Origin of the sequence: Dawidia cretensis (genome assembly GCF_018598175.1) — a bacterium.
In the GTDB taxonomy this organism is placed as follows: Bacteria; Bacteroidota; Bacteroidia; order Cytophagales; family Cyclobacteriaceae; genus Ohtaekwangia; species Ohtaekwangia cretensis.
Genome location: NZ_JAHESE010000002.1, coordinates 384,001 through 405,513, shown reverse-complemented (window position 1 = coordinate 405,513; position 21,513 = coordinate 384,001). Strand labels below are relative to the sequence as shown.

At 55.0% G+C, this 21,513-nt stretch carries 14 protein-coding genes; 5 read left to right on the top strand and 9 right to left on the bottom strand.

Annotated elements, in window-relative coordinates; translation table 11 throughout:
• Nucleotides 1-15: 15 nt before the first annotated feature.
• The 3 genes from KK062_RS05120 (at nucleotide 16) to KK062_RS05110 (ending at nucleotide 3,165) form a co-directional block, all read left to right on the top strand.
• Nucleotides 16-1,122, top strand: coding sequence for a DUF5050 domain-containing protein (locus tag KK062_RS05120; protein ID WP_254083177.1), 1,107 nt, complete (start codon nucleotides 16-18; stop codon nucleotides 1,120-1,122).
• 10 nt (nucleotides 1,123-1,132) lie between these two features.
• Complete coding sequence (locus KK062_RS05115; protein WP_254083176.1) at nucleotides 1,133-2,263, top strand: PKD domain-containing protein; 1,131 nt, start codon at nucleotides 1,133-1,135, stop codon at nucleotides 2,261-2,263.
• 62 nt (nucleotides 2,264-2,325) lie between these two features.
• Nucleotides 2,326-3,165, top strand: coding sequence for a cyanophycinase (locus KK062_RS05110; RefSeq protein ID WP_254083175.1), 840 nt, complete (start codon nucleotides 2,326-2,328; stop codon nucleotides 3,163-3,165).
• A 118-nt stretch (nucleotides 3,166-3,283) separates the two neighbouring features.
• On the opposite strand, the gene KK062_RS05105 is transcribed toward KK062_RS05110, so the two are convergent.
• The 9 genes from KK062_RS05105 to KK062_RS05065 form a co-directional block, all read right to left on the bottom strand.
• Nucleotides 3,284-4,576, bottom strand: a complete 1,293-nt coding sequence (locus tag KK062_RS05105; protein WP_254083174.1) for a M20/M25/M40 family metallo-hydrolase — start codon at nucleotides 4,574-4,576, stop codon at nucleotides 3,284-3,286.
• Nucleotides 4,577-4,823: 247 nt separating this feature from the next.
• A complete protein-coding gene (locus KK062_RS05100; RefSeq protein WP_254083173.1) occupies nucleotides 4,824-7,919 on the bottom strand; it encodes an efflux RND transporter permease subunit in 3,096 nt (1,031 codons plus the stop codon).
• A gap of 9 nt (nucleotides 7,920-7,928) precedes the next feature.
• The gene (locus KK062_RS05095; RefSeq protein WP_254083172.1) at nucleotides 7,929-9,056 is read right to left on the bottom strand and encodes an efflux RND transporter periplasmic adaptor subunit; all 1,128 of its coding nucleotides are present in this window, start codon (nucleotides 9,054-9,056) and stop codon (nucleotides 7,929-7,931) included.
• A complete protein-coding gene (locus KK062_RS05090) occupies nucleotides 9,013-10,266 on the bottom strand; it encodes a TolC family protein (RefSeq protein WP_254083171.1) in 1,254 nt (417 codons plus the stop codon). Before KK062_RS05090 ends, KK062_RS05095 begins: the two co-directional genes overlap by 44 nt.
• A gap of 123 nt (nucleotides 10,267-10,389) precedes the next feature.
• Entirely contained in the window at nucleotides 10,390-11,841 is a 1,452-nt protein-coding gene (locus KK062_RS05085) for a TolC family protein (protein WP_254083170.1), read from the bottom strand.
• Between the two features lie 10 nt (nucleotides 11,842-11,851).
• Entirely contained in the window at nucleotides 11,852-13,144 is a 1,293-nt protein-coding gene (locus KK062_RS05080) for an HlyD family secretion protein (protein ID WP_254083169.1), read from the bottom strand.
• Nucleotides 13,145-13,151: 7 nt separating this feature from the next.
• Nucleotides 13,152-15,332, bottom strand: a complete 2,181-nt coding sequence (locus KK062_RS05075; protein WP_254083168.1) for a peptidase domain-containing ABC transporter — start codon at nucleotides 15,330-15,332, stop codon at nucleotides 13,152-13,154.
• A 362-nt stretch (nucleotides 15,333-15,694) separates the two neighbouring features.
• Entirely contained in the window at nucleotides 15,695-17,053 is a 1,359-nt protein-coding gene (locus tag KK062_RS05070) for a HAMP domain-containing sensor histidine kinase (RefSeq protein ID WP_254083167.1), read from the bottom strand.
• Entirely contained in the window at nucleotides 17,043-17,735 is a 693-nt protein-coding gene (locus KK062_RS05065; protein WP_254083166.1) for a response regulator transcription factor, read from the bottom strand. The genes KK062_RS05070 and KK062_RS05065 overlap by 11 nt, the downstream gene beginning before the upstream one ends.
• A gap of 89 nt (nucleotides 17,736-17,824) precedes the next feature.
• On the opposite strand from KK062_RS05065, the gene KK062_RS05060 reads away from it, so the two are divergent.
• Complete coding sequence (locus KK062_RS05060; RefSeq protein WP_254083165.1) at nucleotides 17,825-18,766, top strand: hypothetical protein; 942 nt, start codon at nucleotides 17,825-17,827, stop codon at nucleotides 18,764-18,766.
• Between the two features lie 3 nt (nucleotides 18,767-18,769).
• On the top strand, nucleotides 18,770-21,463 hold the full coding sequence (locus KK062_RS05055) for a CHAT domain-containing tetratricopeptide repeat protein (RefSeq protein WP_254083164.1): 2,694 nt from the start codon (nucleotides 18,770-18,772) through the stop codon (nucleotides 21,461-21,463).
• Nucleotides 21,464-21,513 lie beyond the last annotated feature (50 nt).

Genomic DNA, 21,513 nt, shown 5'->3' with positions numbered 1-21,513 from the left:
CCTATATCCTTCATTATGAATACAAAACTTTATAAATATCTCTCTTTCCTCCTTCTGCTGATCGTTGTTGTTTCTTGTAAGGACGACGACACTACGCCCCCGCAGGCTACGGCAGGCTTTACGGCCGACAAGACCACGGTGAAGATCGGCGACGAAATTACCTTTACGAATACATCGGCGAATGCCACGGCTTTTAAATGGAGCTTTGGCGATGGCACGACCTCAAAAGACATTTCGCCTACGAAAAGCTACGCTGCAGGGGGTACGTATACCGTGAGTTTATTATCGACAGGTGCGGGCGGTTCGACAATTTCCAGTTCGGAGATTACGGTGTTGCCCGATGCGCAGTTCTATTATATAGACGCGGACGCTTCCCTGATTCAACATTTTGGAATTAGTACACCGGGTAACGTCACCGACTTCCTGAATATCTCCGGTAAGGCCGGCGTAGGACTCGCGTATGATGCAACACATCAGAAGATATACTTCAGCGATTATGAAATTGAGGGTGAAGGAAAAATCTGGCGCGCAAACCTGGACGGAACAGACCTGGAGGCAATTGTCGACGGTCTCTATAATCCGTATCAGGTTGCCCTGGATGTAGAAGGCGGCAAGATCTATTGGGCAGAGAATACCGACGACGACGATATGGGGCACATCGGGCGGGCAAACCTGGATGGTTCGGATCAGGAACAGATTGTCAGTCTCGAAGACGGTCAATTCCGGGCAGTGGCAGTAGACACCGAGCATGACAAGATTTATTACTATGAAGTAAATAATGAAGACCTGTACCGCGCAAACCTGGATGGGAGCGATGCTACACCGATCCTTTCCGGATCGTATGGTTACATGATCCACGTCGACACAGAGAATGGCAAGCTTTACTTCGACGAACAGAACGAAGGCATGTTGTACCGGGCAGATCTCGACGGTAACAATTTGGAGCCATTAGCCGAAGTCGCCGACCGTGTCTATGGCATTGTCGTCGATAATGCCGAAGGCCGGTTGTACTGGTCGATCGCCGATGCGGGCGAGATTTACCAGGCAACCCTCGATGGCACGCATAAATCGGTTCTCAAATCAGAAACAGGGAACGCTTACGGGATATTCTTAAAAAAATAACGGATACTCTATGATACGTACTTTATATATGCTCATGACCGGCATCATGCTGGTGATGCTCCACGGATGTGGCGAAGAAGATTACCCGGTGCCGCCGGCCAGCACGGTGCCTAAGTTTACGGTGGCGATCGATAACAACGAGTTCGCGCCGGCGCTGGCGTCCTTTACGAATACTTCGGTTATTCCGGAACGCGCCGGTACATTTGTGTATTACTGGAACTTCGGCGACGGTACTACGTCAACGGAAAAAGATCCGGCACACACATACAAACGCCCCGGTGTCTTTGACGTGAAGCTGGTCGTTGTTACCGGTAGCTCGAACGAGATCAACGAGTTTACACAGCAGGTTATCATCAAAGATCCGAATGCCTCGGGCACGCCGGTATATTTTACCGACGGCGGCACGCTGTTCACGGCGCTGATCAACGACCAGGCTCCCCTTGCAACACCGACGGGAATCAAATCACTCGGCGATTCATATTGCGTGGCGATCGACACCGCACACGATAAATTGTATGTCACTGACTATGACGGCGACAGAATCGTGGTGGCTAACCTCGACGGTACGGAGGCGAAAGACTTCCGGACAGGCATTGGCACTCCAACGTCAGTAGCGATCGACTACACTAACAACATGTTGTATTGGGACACTGACACGGGCATCCGTCGCACGAGTCTCGACAACAGTGATGTTTCGGCCTTCGACGAATTTGCTACCGGCCAGAGTGATCCGGAAGGAGTGTCGGTTGACCCGGTCACCAAGCGCCTTTATTGGAATACTTATTCGGGTAGCGTTTGGCGCCAGGATCTTAACGGTACCACGGCCACGGTGGCCACGGCGGGTGAAGGCGGCGGCAGTATGCTGGTGGTCGGTGATCGGATTTTCTTCGATACCCGCAATGTCGCCCAGGGCATCTCGCAACTGGTGTCTACGAAAATGGACGGAACCGGGCGCACGGTGATCACCTCGGGGATGGGCAATCGAATCTACGGCATTGCCTATGACGGTGAGACGAACAAGTTATATTGGGCGGATCGGGGCAGTGACCGGATCATGCGGGCAAATTTAGACGGAACTGAACCCGAGCCCTGGTATACCGGCATGGCCGCTAAGGGCCTTGCCATTGGAAAGAACAAATAATATACATCATCAAAACGTTCACGTCTGCCTGGCGGGCGTGAACGTTTTATTTATTCATTTATATGAAACGTTACAATACGACACTGTTTATTTTAGTAGTCACAGCGGGTTACGCGTGGGCGCAATCTGGCCGTGCCGGGAAGCTTTTTATTATCGGCGGCGGTGCGCGGCCAGATGCGCTGGTGGAACGCATGATTACCGAGACCGGACTTCGGCAGGGTGGTTATGCTGTTGTGCTGCCGATGTCGAGTGCTGAGCCGGACTCGGCTGTTTATTATGTAAAGACTCAGTTAGTCAAGCTGGGGGTATCGCAGGTTTATGGTCTAAACTTCGTGAAGGGCGAAACGCCCGGGGCTGCCCGGCTGGATTCGGTGCGTGGTGCGAAGCTAATCTATATATCAGGAGGTGACCAGAATCGGTTTATGGATGTTGTTCGGGGTACGGAAATTGAAAAAGCTATACTCGAGGCACGCAGTCACGGAGCGATGGTTAGTGGTACGAGCGCCGGGGCGGCGGTGATGAGCCGGGTGATGATTACGGGTAATGAGCTGAAGCATCCCGACTATGCGTCGACGTTTAAGAATATCGAGGCAGAGAATATCGAAACGAAGCCTGGGCTGGGACTTATGCAACAGGCGATTGTGGATCAGCATTTTGTTAGGCGTAGTCGGTATAATCGATTGATTAGTGCTGTGATTGAGTTTCCGTCGTTGACGGGGATTGGGATTGATGAGGCTACGGCTATTTTGGTGGATGGTGATAAGATCGAGGTTGTTGGCGAGTCGCAAGTGATTGTGTTGGAGAATCCGAAGAAGTCGAAGAGTGTAAGAAATGGGAAGTTGGGAGCGAAGGATTTGAGGTTGACGATTTTGTTGCCAGGGGACGCGTATCGGTTGAAATGAGCGACCATCTGGCGGCCGTGCCGGCCGAAACGCCAGTCCAAGACTGGCAACAGTTTTAGGCACAAGTACCGCACCTACGCTAACGCTCGGTGCTTATACTTGCGCCAGCCGCTGTCTGTCATTTGCCTAATCTATATAATAATACCGCGGCGCGTTTGGTTTGCAGTGGCATTGTGCGTGGGTCGGCGGTTTCGTGGATGGTGTGGCCGCCGGCGCTGCGGACTTTGATGCCGTCCATGGCCATGTCGACGTAGCCGGAGGTGAAGGAGATGTCGGCGGCGCCTGCATCGCGGGGGTTGACGGCACGGACGGGGCCGAGGTTCAGGTCGAGGCTTACTTTATTGAAGATTTCTAAGAGCTGGTAGTTTCCCGGCGTGGGTGCTAGTGGTGGATAGCCTTCGCCGAATACGAGGGTGGCTTGTGTTTGTGGCAGGTGTTTGGCGACAATGGCGTGCATGGTTTCCTGCGCTTTTTTAAGTTGCTCGGGGGACATGGCGCGGATGTCGCCGGTGACGATGGCGTCTTGTGCCACCACGTTGCTTTTGCCAAAGGCCGTGCCGAGGTTTTGGTCGGGGGTATGTTTTATGTCGGTGCCGCCGAGGATCATGCCGGGGTTGAAGGTAAGGTTGGGTTCTTTGGCCAGGGTCTCGTAGAAGGTATATACTATGCGGCTGGCTTCGTAGATCGCGCCGGCGCCGATCTTTTCGGTGAAGATCTGCGAGGAATGTGACGGGATGCCTTTTACGTTTAGTTGCCAGTCGGTGGAGCTGCGGCGGGCGATGGTGGCGGTTTCGAAACGGCCGTCGCCGTCTTCAAAGCCCAGGGCGATGTCGGCGGTCTTCGCGGCTTCGATGAGGTCGCGTCGTGCCAGGGCGAGCGGCTCGCCGGAGTTCTCTTCGTCGCCGCAGAGGTAGACGATGATGTTCAGGTCTTTTAATACGCCGGCGTCTTTTAGCGCTTGTAGTGCTTGTATGATGATGACGTCGCCTCCCTTCATGTCGGCGACACCGGGGCCGCTGATGGTCGAATCGTTCAGTTGTTTAAATTCCTGGAATGGGCTGGAAGGTTCGAACACCGTGTCCATGTGACCGATCAGGAGGATTGTTTTTTTACCGGCTTTGCCTTTGTGCTCGGCGACGAGATGGCCGGCGCGTTGGAAGGGTGCGCCGTCGATCCAGCGTGTGGTGAGGCCGAGGGCGTCTAGCTTGGCTTGAAAGACGTTGGCTACTTTCCTGACACCTTCGAAGTTCATGGTGCCGCTGTTGATGTTTACGACTTCTTTCCAGAGGGCGATCGCCTCGGGCTGGTGTTTGTCGACGTTGGTGGTGATTTTCTTTTCGACCGAGGAGAGTTGGGCAAGGGAAAAAGACAGCGTGAACGTGAGGGCGAGGGTAAGGAATAGAAGTTTCATGACGGGAAGATACGCGTGGGGGTGGCAATTTGCAATGTCTCTGTACGACGTTACCGCTTCTTCGCCAGTCTGAAGACTGTCATCAAAGTAGGCACAAGTGACACACCTGCGCTAACGCTTGGTGAAACACTTGCGCCAGATGCGCTATAAAACAAAGTTGCCGCAAGTACCGGAGTACCCGCGGCAACCAACCCCTCTAAACTGAAACTTCACTTAACCTAAACCATGTTCGCTCCGGCGCTCACACTCACACTGTTTCCTTGTGGCGGTAGACGCGCTCGTAGATGATCGGGAATACTAAGAGAATCAGAACCGTGGCTGTAAATAACCCCCCGATTATCACAATGGCCAACGGTTTCTGACTCTCAGATCCTATACCGGTGGACAGGGCGGCGGGCATCAGACCGATGGACGCCATCAGCGCGGTCATGACCACGGGACGGGTACGGTTTCTGACGCCGAGTGCGATGGCCTCCGGTAAACGCATGTTGCGTTGCATATTTTCATTGAACTCGGTGATGAGGATCACGCCGTTCTGAACACAAATTCCAAAGAGTGCGATAAAGCCTACCCCGGCGGAGATGCCGAAGTTCATGCCCGTGACGTGCAGCGCCAGGATACCACCGATCAGGGCAAAGGGCACGTTGATCAATACCAGGCCGGCATCGCGGGCGTTGCCAAACATGATGAACAGCAGGATGAAGATGCCGATGAGGCTGATGGGCACCACTTGCCCCAGGCGGGCCGTGGCGCGTACCTGGTTTTCGAACTCACCCGTCCACTGGACTGTGTAGCCCTGGGGTATTTTTACTTTGTCGATCACTTTCTTTTGTGCTTCGGCAATGGTGCTCCCCAGGTCGCGTTCGCGCACGGTGAACTTCACACCGATGAAGCGGCTGTTGTTGTCGCGGTAGATGAAGGCCGGACCGGTGATGGAGGTGATCGAGGCGATCTCGCTCAGCGCGACTTTGTTGCCGCTGAGTGTCGGCACGAGGATGTCCCGGATCTCGTCTTCGGAGCGACGGTATTCGTATGGGAAGCGCAGGCGGATGTCGAACTTGCGCTCGCCTTCATACATGACAGACGCTGTCTTGCCTCCGATCGCCATCTCGATGACGGCCTGGGCATCGGCTGTGGTGACGCCGTAGAGCGCCATCTTGTGATCGTGTAAGCGAATCTGGATTTCGGGCTGGCCGACGTTTCGTAATATACCCGCGTCTTTTATGCCCGGTACATCTTCGATCTGCTCCAATACCTGACTGGCCAGCTCGTCGAGCTTGTCGAGGTCGGGACCAAAGATCTTGACCGCGTTGTTGGCGTTCATACCGGCTACCGCCTCGGCCACGTTGTCGATGATGGGTTGTGAGTAGTTGTAGTTGATGCCCTGGTGTTTCTTAAGCTTTAGGTCCATTTCTTCGATGAGCTGGTCCATGGTGATCTTACGCGCCCATTCGTCTTTGTGCTTCAGGTTTACCTGCATCTGCACGTAGTAGAATCCGCTAGGGTCGGTACCGTCGTTGGAGCGCCCCGTCTGCGACAACACGCCGTTTACTTCCGGGAAGGTGTTCAGCTCGTTGCGTAGCGTGTGTACCATTTTGACGGTTTCATTCAGCGACATGCTCATGGGCATTTTAGCTTCTACCCACAAGGCACCTTCGTTGAGCTGGGGAAGAAACTCGGTTCCCATCCATTTGGTCGAGAAGAGTGTGAGGCCCACTATCAGGGCCGCTACGCCGAGACTGATTTTTTTATGGGAGAATGTCCATCGGAATCCTTTCGACACGATGCGGTCAAAGAAGGTGACGATGAAGGTATGTTTTTCTTTTACATTCTTTTTCAGCAGCACCGAACTGAGCACGGGTACCAGCGTGAGCGTGAAGATCAACGCGCCCAGCAGGGCGAAGCCAAGCGTATAGGCCAGGGGCGAGAACATCTTGCCTTCTACTTTCTCGAAGGAGAAGATGGGCAGCAGGGCCGTGATGATGATCAGCTTGGAGAAGAATACGGCTTTACCGGTCTTGGCGGCGGTCCTCTTAATCAGCCCCAGTTTGCTGATCTTGTTAAAGCGTTCCATGCCGTAGTGCTGCGCGGTGTGATCCAGGGCCACAAAGAGCCCTTCGACCATGACGACGGCGCCGTCGATGATGATGCCGAAGTCGATCGCCCCCAACGACAGCAGGTTGGCGCTCATGCCTTTCATGCGCAAGCAGAAGAAGGCAAACAGCAGTGACAGCGGGATGATGATCGATACAATGACCGTCGTGCGCCAGTCGGCCATGAAGAGCAATACAATGGCGGTGACAAAGATGATACCTTCTATCAGGTTGTGCATGACGGTGTGCGTGGTATAGGTCATGAGCACGTCGCGGTCGTAGAAGGTTTGCATGCGCACGTCGCCGGGCAGAATGTGCGTGTTCAGGTCTTCGATCCTGGCTTTGACGCGGCTCAATACTTCGCTCGGGTTTTCACCTTTGCGCATCACCACAATCCCTTCTACGACGTCGTCGTTGCCGTTCAGGCCTACCTGGCCTACGCGCGGCAAGTCCGACTGCAGTACGGTGGCGACGTTCTTGACGAGCACGGGGACACCGGCGCGAGCTTCGATGATGATGTTCTCGATGTCTTCGCCGGAGTTGAGCAAGCCCATGCCGCGCACGACGTATGCCTGCCCATTCTTTTCAATCACGTCGCCGCCGACGTTGATGTTGCTTTTATTGACGGCCTCGTATACGTCCAGCGGTGTGATGTCGTAGCGCTGCAGCAAGGCGGGGTTTACCTGGATCTCGTAGATCTTCTCGCGGCCACCAAAGGCTACGACGTCCGCCACGCCGGGTACGGCGCGCAGCTGGCGGTCGATGGTCCAGTTCTGGATGGTGAGCAGCTCGCGCGTGTCTTTTACTTTGGATGTCAGCACGTAGCGGAAGATCTCGCCGGTAGGGCCATAGGGTGGTTGTACCTCGGGCTCGACGCCGTCGGGCAGGCTGACGTTGACAAGCTGGTTGTTGACCTGCTGGCGGGCAAAGAAGTCTTCCACGTCGTCGTCGAAGATGATCTTAATGACCGACAGGCCGAACATGGAGATAGACCGCACGTTGGTTTTACGCTGCACGGAATTCATGGCGACCTCGATGGGGATGGACACAAAGCGTTCGATCTCCTGCGCGCTGCGTCCCTGCCACTCGGTTACAATGATGATCTGCGTGTTGGTGACGTCGGGGAAGGCCTCGATCGGGGTGTTGCGGTAGCTCACGATGCCGGCCACGATCATGATCCCCACCCAGAAGAAGGTGAAGAACCGGTTCTTGAGCGAAAACGCAACGATGTTCTTGATGAGCTTGTTCATGCTTCCCTCCTAGTCGTTAAGCGCATCGTAGATAAACAGCTGGTCGTGGCTGATGACGACTTCACCCGGCTGCACGCCGGCGCTGAGCCAGGCCGTGTCGTCGGTTGTTTTATATACTTCTACCTCGCGGGTCTCGATGTTATAGCGGTCTTTAAAGATCATGACGAACTGACGGCTGTTGTCGAAGATGATGGCCGACGCCGGTACGGCGGGCAGTGCTTTGTTTTCGTGGTAAATGGCTTTTACCGAGGCGAGCATTTCGGGCTTCAGACGGAAGTCTTTGTTGGGTATGCGGACGCGGACGCGCATGGTCCTGGTCTCGGGATCCAGCACGCTGAAGATCTTATCGATCTTGCCCCGGATCGGGTCGCCGGGATAGCTGATGGTTGTTACCACCACATCCATACCGTCGCGAATGCGGGCGATGTCGCTTTCGTATACATTGGCAATCGCCCATACTTCGTCCAGCTCGGCAACGGCGAAGACACTCTCGCTGTGGCCCGAGGGCAACGTCATGTCGCGGGTAATATTTTTACTGGTAATAAAGCCATTGATCGGCGCTTTGAGACGGTACTCCGATTGTTTGTTGAAGTTGTAGATCGAGAATGTCTCGGTGATGCGCTTCAACCCGGCTTCGGCTTTCTCCAGTTCCTTTTGCGCGGAGATCAGCTCACGGTCGGACGAGAGCTTGGAGTTATACAGGTCTTGTTTTACGGCGAGGTTCTTTTGTGCCACCAGCACGTCGGACTGGGCGTCGATGAGCTGACGATCGTATTCGGCCACTTCACTACTTTTGATGGTGGCCAGCACCTGTCCCTTCTTCACCTGGTCGCCCAGCTCTGCATCGACCTCGATGACGTTCCCTCCTACGATCGGAAAGATCTCTACCAGGCGGTTTTCGTCGGCCACGATCTTACCGTTGAGGTTCAACGCACCGTTTACCGGTCGTTGTTGCACGGTGTCGAGCGTAATGGTCTTGAGCATGGTCTCGCTCAGCACGAAGGTCTTGCTTTCGGGATCTTGCACACTTTCCTTGTGGCAGCCTGCTACCAGCACGGCCATCAGCGTCAGCGACGCCAGGGCTGTGCTGCGCTTACCGTTGCAGGTCTTCACCGACAGCATAGTTAAGTTCTTCATACGATTTGGTTAAATCTGCCTTTAATTGATTCAGCTCGATGATGCTGGAGTTATAGGACTCAAACATGTCGGTAAACTCCAACAGCGAAAGGTTGTTTTTGCTGTAGTTGCTGACCAGTCCCTTGCTGAGCAAGTCCAGCTGTCCTTCAAAGTCGGTGCCCACAGCTTTATATTGGGCGTCGAGCAACTGGAAGATTTTCCACGCTGACTCTACCTCGCGTGTGACTTCCTGTTGTTTGGATTGCAGCAGTACTTTGGACTGGGCCACGCCCAGCCTGGCTTCTTGTATGCGGCCCTGGTTACGGTTAAAGAGCGGAATCTGCAACCCGAGCTGCAAGGCGGTATAGTTGTTTACATAGCTGCCCGCCTGATCGTAGACACCGCCGGCCGTCAGGTTGGGTATGCCGTTCTTACGTTCGAGTGAATATTGTAACGCCCGCTGGTTCTCTACGCTTTTGGCCGCCTGAATCTCGGGGCGATTTTCCAACGAGCGGCTCATCAGCTCCGGCAATGTGGCGACAGGCAATACGCCCAGTATACTTTCCGTTACCGCCGGCACCGGCACGACGGGACGGTCGTCAGCCAGGAGCAGCTGCAGCGTTTGTTCGAGGCGGACCAGCTCAGTACGGGTTTCGTTTACCTGGTTGTTGATCTCGAAGTATACCGACTTGAGGCGGGTCAATTCCTGCAGCGAGATGTTGCCTTTGGCGTATTGCTCTTCGTAGATCGAAATGAGGTTTTTGAGCAGTGTGAGGCGCGAGATAATATTGGTGATTGCGTTGTTCAGAAAGTAAAAGCGGTAGTAAGTGACGTGCAGCTCGTATTTGAGGCTGCGGGCCAGCTCGTAATACTGCCACTGCGTCAGGTTCTTTTCTTCTTCGGCCAGGCGAATGGACGCCTTGCGCTGGCCGGCGATGCGAAACACTTTTTCAAGCTGGATAATCTTCTGGCCGTTGGAGCCCACATCAAGCCATTTTCCTAATGACGGATTATAGAGGCTCCATTCGGTGGATAGCTCGGGATTGGTAAAGAGCTTTTCCTGTACCTTGCGGGCGTCGGCCATGTCCACTTCATATTTAGAGGCTATGAGCGACAGGTTACGGACCATCAGCAGGCTGTCGGCCTGTTGCAAGGAAATTCGCAGGGTGTCCTGGCCGTGAAGATTCGTAACGGTTAGCAAACAGATGAAGGACACCAGCAATACACGCATCTTTTTCTTTTGTTGTTTTTCATACAAAAGAACGGGCGTGAACTTTAGGGGGCCTTAAAGGCGGGCTTAAAAGAAGCTTAAACGATCTTTTTTAATGCGGTTTTTATCTCTGCGTACGCACACTCATTCTGGTTTCTGCAGCGGCCGAACGCCAGCGGACCAATAGAGAACTGCTTTTTGTTTTTCGTATTCGGCCATTGTCTTGATGAGTTTTGACTCGGCCTGGAACAGTTTTTCCTGCTGAACGTTGATCTTGAACAGATCGCTTTCGCCATTTTCCAGGTTTGTCAATTCGGCGCCCATGAGCCGATGGTAATGTTCGACCATCTGTTGTTGCTGTTGTAACACGATGCCGTTATTGGCAAGCTGGTTGTACGCTGCCATCAGGTCGTTCACGATTTGCCGCGACGTGAGCTCACGGTCGTATTCTGTATTGCCTATCTTCAGCCTGAACTGCGCAACCTTGGACCGCTCCTTGCGCAGGAAGATGGGGAATGAAAAGTCGACGCCGAGCTTGAAATTGTCGTTGAATGTAAAGGCGTTCGAAGCACCCTCCGGATTGAACGGCTGATTGAGCATATAGTAGGATACAGTCAGTTTTGGCTTGAGAAACTCCTTTGCCAGTTGCTGGTCATAGGTGAGCTGCTGCAATTTTACGTTGAGCTTGCGAAGCTCGGGGTGATTGGTTTTTGCCTGATCCAGTAGCTCCTGCAATGCCGCGGGGGTCAGTATAAAGACGGCGGTCTCCTGCACGGGCACATGGTGCGGCAGAAGCTCGACGGGGTTTCGAAGGCTGTCCCAAAGGAAGGCTGATACAGCCAGTCCATTATTGAGATAGTGGGTGTAGGCCTCCTGACGGCTGACGGCGCGCTCCAGGTAGGTGATCTTCGCCTGGACGGTGTCGACGGGGGCGACTTCGCCACCTTCAAAGTTGCTCCTGGTGCGTCGGAAGATTTCCTCAGCAACGGAAAGAGTATTGGTTGCGAGCCGGTAGTTGTAGTAGCTGTGGTACCAGCTCCAATACGTTTTGGCCGCATCGAGCAAAAGCTTGTTGATTATCTTGACCTGCTCCGCTTCCATCAGGGTACGGAACAACTCCGCCTGCCGCAGTGCCGTGCGGCGGTCATCTGTAAGCAAACCCTGCCCCAATGGCAGCGTGATGCCTGCGTAGAGTTGTTTATAGTCGTACTCGCTTGAGATATAGTGCTCCGGATTGAGTTGCTCCCCGGTGTTGCGCTCGAGGCCGACGAAGGGGGTGACAGGCGAGCGGGTAGGCGCCTTCAGCGTGGCATCAAAGAGACGGTAATATTCCGTGCCATTGTATTGCTTCAACAAATAACTTGCTTCCAGCTTGGGATCGAAGTGACCGCGGGCAAGGCGGATTTCCTGGCGTGCCATCTCGGGGAGCAGGTTCGCCTGACGCGCGACCGGATGATGGCGGAGAATAACTTCGTAAAAGTTCTCCAGCGTGAACGGCCGGGCACTGTCGGGCAAGTGAAAGAGCGAGTCGCTGGGTGCCTGCGCGGTAGCCAGGTATACGACGAAGAACAGAACCAAGGAGCAGATGCTTCGCATAGTATGGCTGTTATTTTTTTTCTTTGGTGCCGGTGCCGCTCCTGGCCGGCAGGGCCTGATCCAACGGCGCCTCATATAAACTCGGCGGGAAGCCGTTCAGTTGACGCCAGATTTCATACCACACAGGGACATTGTCCAGCATCACCCAACCGCGTGCGCCGGAGCCCATGCGCAGCTGCTGCGGCCAGGCTTCGTCGCGGTTGTCGGGAACGACCAGAATGCGGAACGTACCGGGCTCGGCACTGAAGTAGTCTATTACCCTGACCGTACCACCAAAGGTACCGACGGATACACTGGGCCATCCGGAAAATTGCAGCGCGGGCCAGCCGTCGAACTCGATGCGCACCTGGCGGTCCTTGCTGATCAGCGGGATGTCCATGGCTTTGACATACATTTCCACGGCCAGGTCGCTGGCCTCGGGCATCACGGTACAAACGGCATCGCCTTCTTTGATGGTTTCACCAATGCCTGCTTTCATGGCGCGCACTACGTAGCCGGACTGCGCCGTAGTGATCTGGTATTGCTCATTGCGGATGCGGGTGTTGGCGTATTCGTTGGTGAGCTTCGAAATTTCCCCTTCACTGTCGAAGATATCCGCTTCGGTGGCGTTGAGGTCTGCATGCGACTTGTTGATCTTCTCCTCATATTCGGCACGCAGGCGTTCGATCTCTACCTGGGCGGTTTGGTAATCGGCCACACTGCCTTCGTATTTATAAGTGATCTCCTGGAACTTGGTGAGCGGAATGTTGCCGGCCTCGTAAAGCTTTTTGTTTCGCTGATATTGGTTCTCGGCGTTCCGGAACTTCACACGCTCGGCTTCCAGCTTCGCCTTCGATTGCTCGATTTTGCGGTCGCGGCTTTGTTGCAGGGCCAAGATTTGCCGGCGCAGGGCATCGGCCTTTTCCCGCTTCGCCACCAGGCCGCTCTTTTTGGCTGCAAGCTGCTCCTGCAGGCGCTCGAGGAGCTGTGGGTCAAAGTATTTTTCCTTGACCTCGCGAATGGTGACGATCGTATCACCGGCGTGCACGTACTGGCCTTCCTGTATGTGCCACCGTTGTATCTGGCCGGCAATGACAGCCTGTACCGTCTGGGGCCGGTGTGCCGGGCTGAGCGCGGTTACCTTGCCGGTACCGCGGATGTTCTGCCGCCACGGCAGAAACATGAACAGCACCAGGATGGCGGCTACCGCCAGCAGACAACGGGCCAGTATGGCTCCGGCGCGCGGTGTTTCCAGCGCGCGCAGCGCGTATCGGTTCTCGGCCTGGATGAGCGGACCTACGTCCTGATCGGATAATTTCATCATAACGCTGTTATTCGATGTATTGATTGATCGTGCCTCTTTTTTGCAGCTCGCTGAAAGATCCCGCGTCGGAGATGCGGCCATCGTAGAGCAAAACGACGCGGTCGCATGCGGCCATCACCAGCGGATCGTTCGACACGGCAATGAGTGTCCACGGCGAACGTTCGTCCATCACAGATTGCAACACCTCCAGCTTGTGCTGCCGCTTGAGGCTGGAAAAGAAGTCGTTCAGGATGATGAGCGACGGTTTCTTGGCAAGGCAGCGCGCCAGGATGAGCTTATGAATGAACGAACTCGAGAAACCTTTGCCGCCGCTTACAATGTGTGTACTCAGGCCTTCGGGCAGCCGGTTAATCTCGTCTTCCAGATGCACCGCGCGAATCGCTGTGATGGCGTCTTCAACGGTACGTGTAGGATTCCCTAACGTGATGTTGTCGAGGAGCGTGCCATCAAAGATATCTTCCGGTGAAATATTCTTGGCAATGCTGTCGCGGAGATGGCGGATATCGAGGTCGCGCAGCGAGTAGTGATTGATGGTGATGATGCCTTCGTAGTCGGAGTGGATGCCCGCCACGAGGTTGGTAAGTGTTGTTTTGCCTGCATTGCCGGGACCGGCGATACAGATGCGTTCTCCCGGGCGGATCGCCAGATCCACGCCCTGCAAAGCGTAAACGGAGGCGCCTGGGTATTTATACTTCAGGCCTTTAATCTCTACGGCATACCCTTCGTTCGTCAGACGGGGGAAATCTATCCCGCCTACTTTCTCAAGCGGCAAGTCGGTGATCTGTGCGACTTTGTCCACGGCGGTGAGCAAATCATAGACTACATCCATATAGGTGATTACTTTCTCTACCGAGTTGAGGAGCATAATGATGATCACTTCTGACGCTACAAACTGTCCGAGTGTGATCTGGCGATCGACCACCAACAGCGTGCCCATAATCAGCAACGCAGCCGTGATCGCGGTCTTGAAGACCACGACAAATGAAAACTGCGTGATCAACACCTGGAAGTGCGCCTTGCGATATTTGAGGTACGCACTGACGTTGGTGTCCGTCTTACGCATCGGCATATCTGTATTGCCCGCCAGCTTAAACGAGTTCAAGGCACGTGCCAGCTCTTCCAGCCATTGCGCCACTTTATACTTATACTTCGATTCGTCGATCGACGACCGCAGGGCGCTGGGCCCCGTAAGCCGGAAAATGAGAAATAATATCAACACCAGGACGAAGCTGAAAAACACAAAAAATGGGTGGTACAACGACAGCAATATTAATCCGAACACGATCTGTACAACGGCGGATGTCAGATCAATGAGCAGCTTGGGCAGGCCTTTTTGCAGCGTGATCACATCGAAGAACCGGTTCACGAGCTCCGGTGCATAGCTGCTCATGATCGATTCCAGCCGCAGGCGCGGAATGCGAAAGGCAAACTCCAGCGCGGCTTTTGTGAATACGCGCCGCTGCAGGTATTCCACCAGCGTGATCTGAACAACCTGAAGGATGCCTGTGAACAAAATGCCGAGGATCACGGCTCCGATCAGCACATAGATAGAGCTGAAGAATACGCCGCCCGACACCAGCTGGACGGTATTCTGAATGCCCACCGGCAGGATCAGGCTGGTCAGCCCGATGACAACGGAATAAAATAATATATACAGGATGCTCGTCCGTTCGGTCGACAACAGTCGTATAAACCGACGCAGCGGGTGCATCGGTCTGGGCACGGCGTCGGCGTCGTAGGCATATTCGCTCACCAGACTGCGATACGAGTAGAGCACGAACGCAACGGCCCGACCCTGCGCGTCGCCGTACAACTGTTGCAGGTCCGGAACCTCTCCGATAATGGGAGGTTTTTCGTCCGTCGGTAACACCGCATAACGCAGGCGCTTTTTTTCATAGTACATCAGCATAGGCACCAGGCCCTGAGGCTGCTCGATAAACACCAATGTCGGCAACCGGTTTTCCTTTACAAACCCCGGCAGCGCTACGGCAGGCTGCGGTTGTTCCAGGAACAGGATGCGGATTTTGCTACCGGCCTCGATCAGGTCGTTCCGGAATTCCAGGAACTGATCGCGGGTGTAGGATCGGTTGTTGGTCTCCACGAAGCGCAGTGCCGTAGGATCGAAGTCATGCTTCAGCAACAGACCTCCCTCACGGAGTATCCGTATGATTGAATTGTTCGTCATCATGCTTTTGGAAAATTCTGCCAGTCAGCCCCTATGCTCCGGCAGTCGGCCAGCCGGTCTGCTGGGGCTATCGGTCCCTGTCTGTTATATTCTAAATCGGCGTCAATCCGCCGGGCTGAAAATTTTATGCCAGGGATATCCACGCGCGCAAAAATTGCCGACCGATCTTAGAAATCCATAAGAAAATTCTTAGAAATGTATTAGAGATACCTCAAACGTTTGAACGGCGGAGCGGGCCAAAAACGGCGGCTAATGCCGTCCCCACACCCCTGAAGCCGTACGCCCGCCATACCGGGCATCGGTGGCGCACCCATGCTCCGCCCTCGCGCTTAACAGCTGCGCCATATTCTATACTCTTTGCATGACTATATATGGGTGAATATCAACGTGAAGATATGTTGGCCGTTGACATATTGATATGCGATCGCACCATGGGTAAGGTCGGTGATTTGGCGGACGATGGAGAGGCCGAGGCCGTGGCCGGGTTTTTCTTGTTCGTGGGGTTGGCGGTAGAAGGGCTCGAAGATGAGGCCTTCGGGGATGGCCTCTTCGCCGGGGTTGGAGAAGCGCAGGCGCAGGCCTTCGGGGATTTTGGCGAGGTCGATGGTGAGTGTGGGAATGGATGCGTAGAGGGCCGCATTGGCGATGAGGTTGCGGAAACAGATTTTTAGCAGCAGCGCGTTGCCGATGACGGTTAATTGCTCTTCGGCTTCGACGGACGCGTCGATGTCTATTTGTACGACTTGTTGGGGATATACTGCGTGCAGCTCGCGGGCGCTTTCGTCCAGGAGCTCGTCGATGCGGACAGGGCCGGTGTTGATGGGGACTTGTGATTGTAGCCGCTGCATCAAGAGCAACGACTCGACCAGGGCAGCCTGGCCATCGACATCGTCGGATAGACTGGTCAATATGGTACCGACTTCGGCCCGGCCGGCGGTGAGGTCTTCGAGACGCTCGAGCTTTGTGCGGATGATGGCCAGCGGTGTCTTGAGCTCGTGCGCAGCATGCCGCACGAAGGAGCGCTGCGACTCGAAGGCTTTGAACAGGCGCGCGAGCATCTGGTTGTAGTTGACGGCAAGCTTGTCGAGCTCGTCACGGTTTTTGTGAACACGAATGAACTCGTGCAGGTTGTTTTCGGTGATGGTCTGGATGGACTTGTTCAAGTCGTCGATGGGACGGAATACCTGGCGGATGTAGAAATAGGCTGCCACGGCAATGAGCGCAGCGCCCAACACCAGGGCGATGACCACCAGGGTCTTGAGGTTTTCTACCTTGCTGATGCCGTAGGTGTCGTAGGCGGAGGCCAGGATGACGTAGTCGTGGCCCTGGTCTTTGTAGTGCACACCCACCACCTCGTCGCCGTCATCGTCGACGTAATACTTGTCGGCGCGCGTCCGGATCTGGTCGATGAGCGAGGGTGAGTAGGGTATCTTTTCGTCGTCGAGGCTGCTGTAGATGAGGCGGTTGGTCGAGTCGAAGATGAGGATCTTTTCGTCGTATAGTTTGTTGATGGAGTTCTGGTCGATGATTTTGAGCACTTCCAGATCCATGCCTTTTACTTCCGTGAGCAGCTTGGCCGTGGTGAAGCTTTTTTCGCGCAGGCGCTCGAAGAATTCTTCGCGGCGGAACTCGGCGTAGAGGATATAGATGAAGCTGAGGATGGCGGTGAGCACGACAACAAACAGGCCTACGAAAAGCAGCGTGAGACGCGTCTTAAAGTTCATCGCGCTGATCGTTTAGGTAGTACCCGAACCCCGGCTTGGTGAGGATGAGCTTCTTCTCGAAGTCCTTGTCGATCTTGTTGCGCAGAAAGTTGATATATACCTCGATGGTATTGTGGGTGACACCGTAGTTGGCATCCCAGAGGTTCATGGCCAGCTCGTCTTTGGAGATGATGCGTTTTTTGTGCCGCAGCATGTATTCCAGCAGGCTGTATTCTTTGGGGGTCAGGTGTATTTCTTTGCCTTCGCGGATGGCCACCTTTTTATTGGGATCGAGGCGGATGTCGGCCAGTTGTAAGATGGGCTCGGCGGCGGCAGGCTGCTCGGCACGTTTGAGAAACACTTTTACTTTGGCCTGCAGCTCTTTGAGGTGGAAAGGTTTGACCAGGTAATCGTCGGCGCCGGTCTCGAATGCTTCCATTTTACTGTCGATATCGCCAAAGGCGGTGATTACCAGAATGGGGATCCCGGGATTCATGTGCCGGAAGCGGTCGCAGAGGTCGATGCCGTTCATTTTGGGCAGGTTGAGATCCAACAGCACCAGGTGATAGGTATCCTGCTGAAAAGCTTTCAGTGCCATCTGTCCGTCGTAGGCAGGCACGCAGGTATAGCCGTCTTTTTCGAGGGCGGCAGCGACCGACTGCGAAAGCCGATGGTCGTCTTCAACGAGGAGTATTTTTTTCAAAGCGTCGTCTGGCAATGTTTAAAAGAAGTAATTTTAGCCCCGAAATCCAAAACTGTTCCCCTGTGCGGTGTTTGCCGGGGATGCCCATTATGTTCAAAACGTTCTTACCCCTGGCACTGGGTGTGGTGCTGGCCGCTTCTCCCCTCGCCCTCCGGGCCCAGGGCTGCAGCGACGCCGGCTTCTGTACCATGGGCGCGCTCAAGCCCGACCAGCCTTTCAACAAAAAAATCGAGTTTCGTCTTCGCTCCATGGAGCTGACCTTTTACCGTGGCAAGACAACGCTGACGCCGATCGTGTATGTGGCCACGGCGGACATGAACTTTAGTCTCAATCAAAAAACTTCTTTCCAGGTAAAGCTACCGTACCAGGCGGTGTCGGGGCGCCTGGGCAATACGTCCAGCCTGGGCGACGTCTCGCTTTGTGTGACACGGAGTGTGTTTAGCAACGGCATCTATGATATTAACGTATCGGTGGGTGGCAAGATTCCCATGAACCATTCGGACCTGGACGAGAACGGGCGTCCGCTGCCCATGTATTACCAAACCAGCCTGGGTACTTATGATGGTGTGATGGGTATTTCGGTGATCAGCAAAAAGTGGTTGTTCGCCACGGGTATTCAACATCCCTTTAACCGGAACAAGAACCAGTTTTTGTGGAGCCGGTGGGAAGGCAGCGGCGAAGACATGAATTACATACACCGGTATTCGGTGGCCAACGAACTGCGCCGCGGTACGGATGTAATGTTCCGTGTGGAACGGAACATACGGTTCTCGCGACTCAATTTTACGCTGGGCCTCCTGCCCATCTACCGCATTACACACGACTATATCACGTTGGGTACGGGCGAACGCGTGGCGCAGGAAGGCAGCACGGGGCTCGCGCTGACGGCGTTGCTTACCACCGGATATAGTTTTAATGTACAGTCAGGTATCAAGATGCTGTTGGGCAACAAGATCGTGAACCGGGATCCGAACACGGACGGCCTGAAGCGTGAGTTTGTATCGACGTTAAGTTATTATTACCGGTTCTGATCCATGAAATTCTCCTGCCTGTTAACGCTGCTGCTGGCTGTTGCCGGTAAGCTTACTGCACAAACCCTGCCGGCGTCGATCGACCAGTATATCCAGAATGCGGATTATACCGGCGCGCTGACGCTCGCAGACGCGACGCTGGCGCGCACGACCGACGCGCCTACACGCGTATTGCTACAGGCCCGCAAAGCGGAAGCGCTTATTCGCCTGGGGCGGTTTGACGAAGCCTCTGCCCTGCTGACCGCGGTTATACCCGCGGCAACCACACCCACCCTGGCCGGCGTGGTGCAAACGCAATCCGGATTATTGTACCTGAACCAGGGCCGGAACGACCAGGCGCTGGAGGCGCTGCAGCTCGCCATCACGCGCCTGGAAGAAGCCGGGCGCGCCAATAGCCTGGAAGCCGCGCAGGCGCTGTCACACCTCGGCAATCTATACCGCGCTACCGGTAAGTATACCCAGGCCGAAGAGCAGCTGACGGTGGCCCTCGCGTATCGTCAGAAATTGTTGCCGGCCAACCACGAGCTGATCGCCGCCTCGTACAACGACCTCGGCCTGGTGTTCAGTAACACCGATGCCGACAAAGCGTTGGACTATTATGAGAAGGCCCTGGCCATTTACCAGAACCTGCACGGCGCCGAGCACCCGAAGATCGCTATTGCCCGCACCAATACGGGCTTTTTATACCGCCGTTTAGAATTGTACGGCGATGCCGTGAACAACTTCGAGGCGGCGCTCAAGATCAACGAGAAAGTATATCCGGGGCCTCATCCTGCCAAGGCCTTTGTGCTTTTCAACCTGGGTGAAACATACAGGAGGATTGGCGACACCAAGGCGGCCCTGGCGTTTTACCAACGCGCGCGCGCGATGTACACCGAAAGCTATGGCCCGCGCCACCCCGAGCTGGCACGCGTGCTGAATGCGCTCGGAAACCTGTCGCTTGCCGCACGCGACTATCACGGCGCATTGGCGTATTGCCAGCAGGCTCTGCAAGCGAACACCGCGAGCTTTCACTATACGGACGTCTATCGTGATCCGCCCCTGCGTGACTTCTACGACGGTAACGTTTTGCTGTATTCGCTGCTCTCTAAAGCTCAGGCGCTGGAAGCCCGGTATTACGGTCGCACGCTGAAATTCCCGGACCTGACGGCAGCCTTGCAAACATTACAGCGATGCGATACCCTCATCGACAAGCTGCGGCAACAAACGGCCAGCGAGACCGACAAGATCAGCCTGGGGGCCACGGCCAACGAAGTATATGCCGACGGCGTGCGTATTGCATTTGAAGCGACCGACGTCGCGCTTCACAAACATACCTATCGCGAGCTGGCGTTTTATTTTGCCGAGAAGAGCAAGTCGGCCGTGTTGCAAGAGGCGATTACGGACGCAAACGCCAAAGCCTTTGCCGGTATACCGGCGACGCTCCTGGAAGAAGAGAAAGACCTGAAAGCTGCAATTGCCCAGTGTGCGCAGAAGCTGGCCCAGAAACCCGACGCCACCGAGGAGAAACGCCTGCGGGAGAAGCTCTTTACCCTGAACCGTAACTATGCCGCCTATACACGCCGGCTGGAGCAACAGTTTCCCGACTACTTCAACCTGCGCTTTAATAGCACGGCGCCCGCCACGCGGCAGCTACAGGCACGACTGGATGCGCATACGGCATTGTTAAGTTATTTCATTGACGAAAAGAACAGCCACCTGTATGTCTTTACCCTGACGCAGAAGAAGTTTCGCATTACCGACCATACGCTCACGAAAGATTTTGACCGGTATATCACGGGGCTGCGTAACAGCCTGCTATTTAACAACGAGGAAACGTACCGGCTGACGGCCAGTCACCTATCGGAGTTGCTGATACCCGATCATCAACTGGCGGGTATTAAACACCTGGTCATTCTCCCTACCGGGCGACTGAGTAGCGTGCCGTTTGAAACACTGTTAACGCCCGGCAAGACGGCGGTAACGGGGCAAGGCGGCTATCCGGCCTATCCTTACCTGCTCAAGCGGTATAGCATTCGTTACGAGTTTTCGGCGGGTGTTATCCTCCAGCGGCCGGCACCGCAGCCGCCGTCGGCTTCGCCATCGATCTTTTTGTGTGCGCCGGTGGCTTTCCCGGTTGCCGACAACCTGAACGACCTGCCGGGCACGGAGGCGGAAGTGAGCGCCATTGCCCAACGCTTTCAAGCCCGCAACCTCGGAAACCAGGTTTACCTGCACGAGCAAGCGGGCGAGGGACGCGTGAAGAGCGGAAGCCTCGACACATATACGTACCTGCACTTTGCAACCCACGGGATAGTCGACGAAGCCAGCCCGGAGCTGTCGCGGATCTTCTTGCAGCCGGGGGCGGGCGAAGACGGGCATCTCTTTGCCGGTGAAGTATATACGCTAAACCTCCGGGCCAGCCTGGTGACGCTGTCGGCGTGCCAGACGGGGTTGGGTAAGCTTTCAAAGGGTGAAGGTGTGATTGGGTTGTCGCGGGCATTGGTGTATGCGGGCGCGAAGAATATACTGGTGTCGTATTGGAGCGTAGCGGATGTGTCGACGGCGGTGCTGATGGAACAGTTTTATGGGCGACTGCTGGAGGCACCGACCGGGGTGTTTGCTGAAACGCTGCGGGAGACGAAGTTGGGGATGATTAAGGATGGGAAGTATGCGGCGCCTTATTATTGGGCTCCGTTTGTTTTGATTGGGTTTTAGGGGCGGTGTGGGTGTGAGGAGAGGCGACGCCGGCACACGTGTCTGCTATT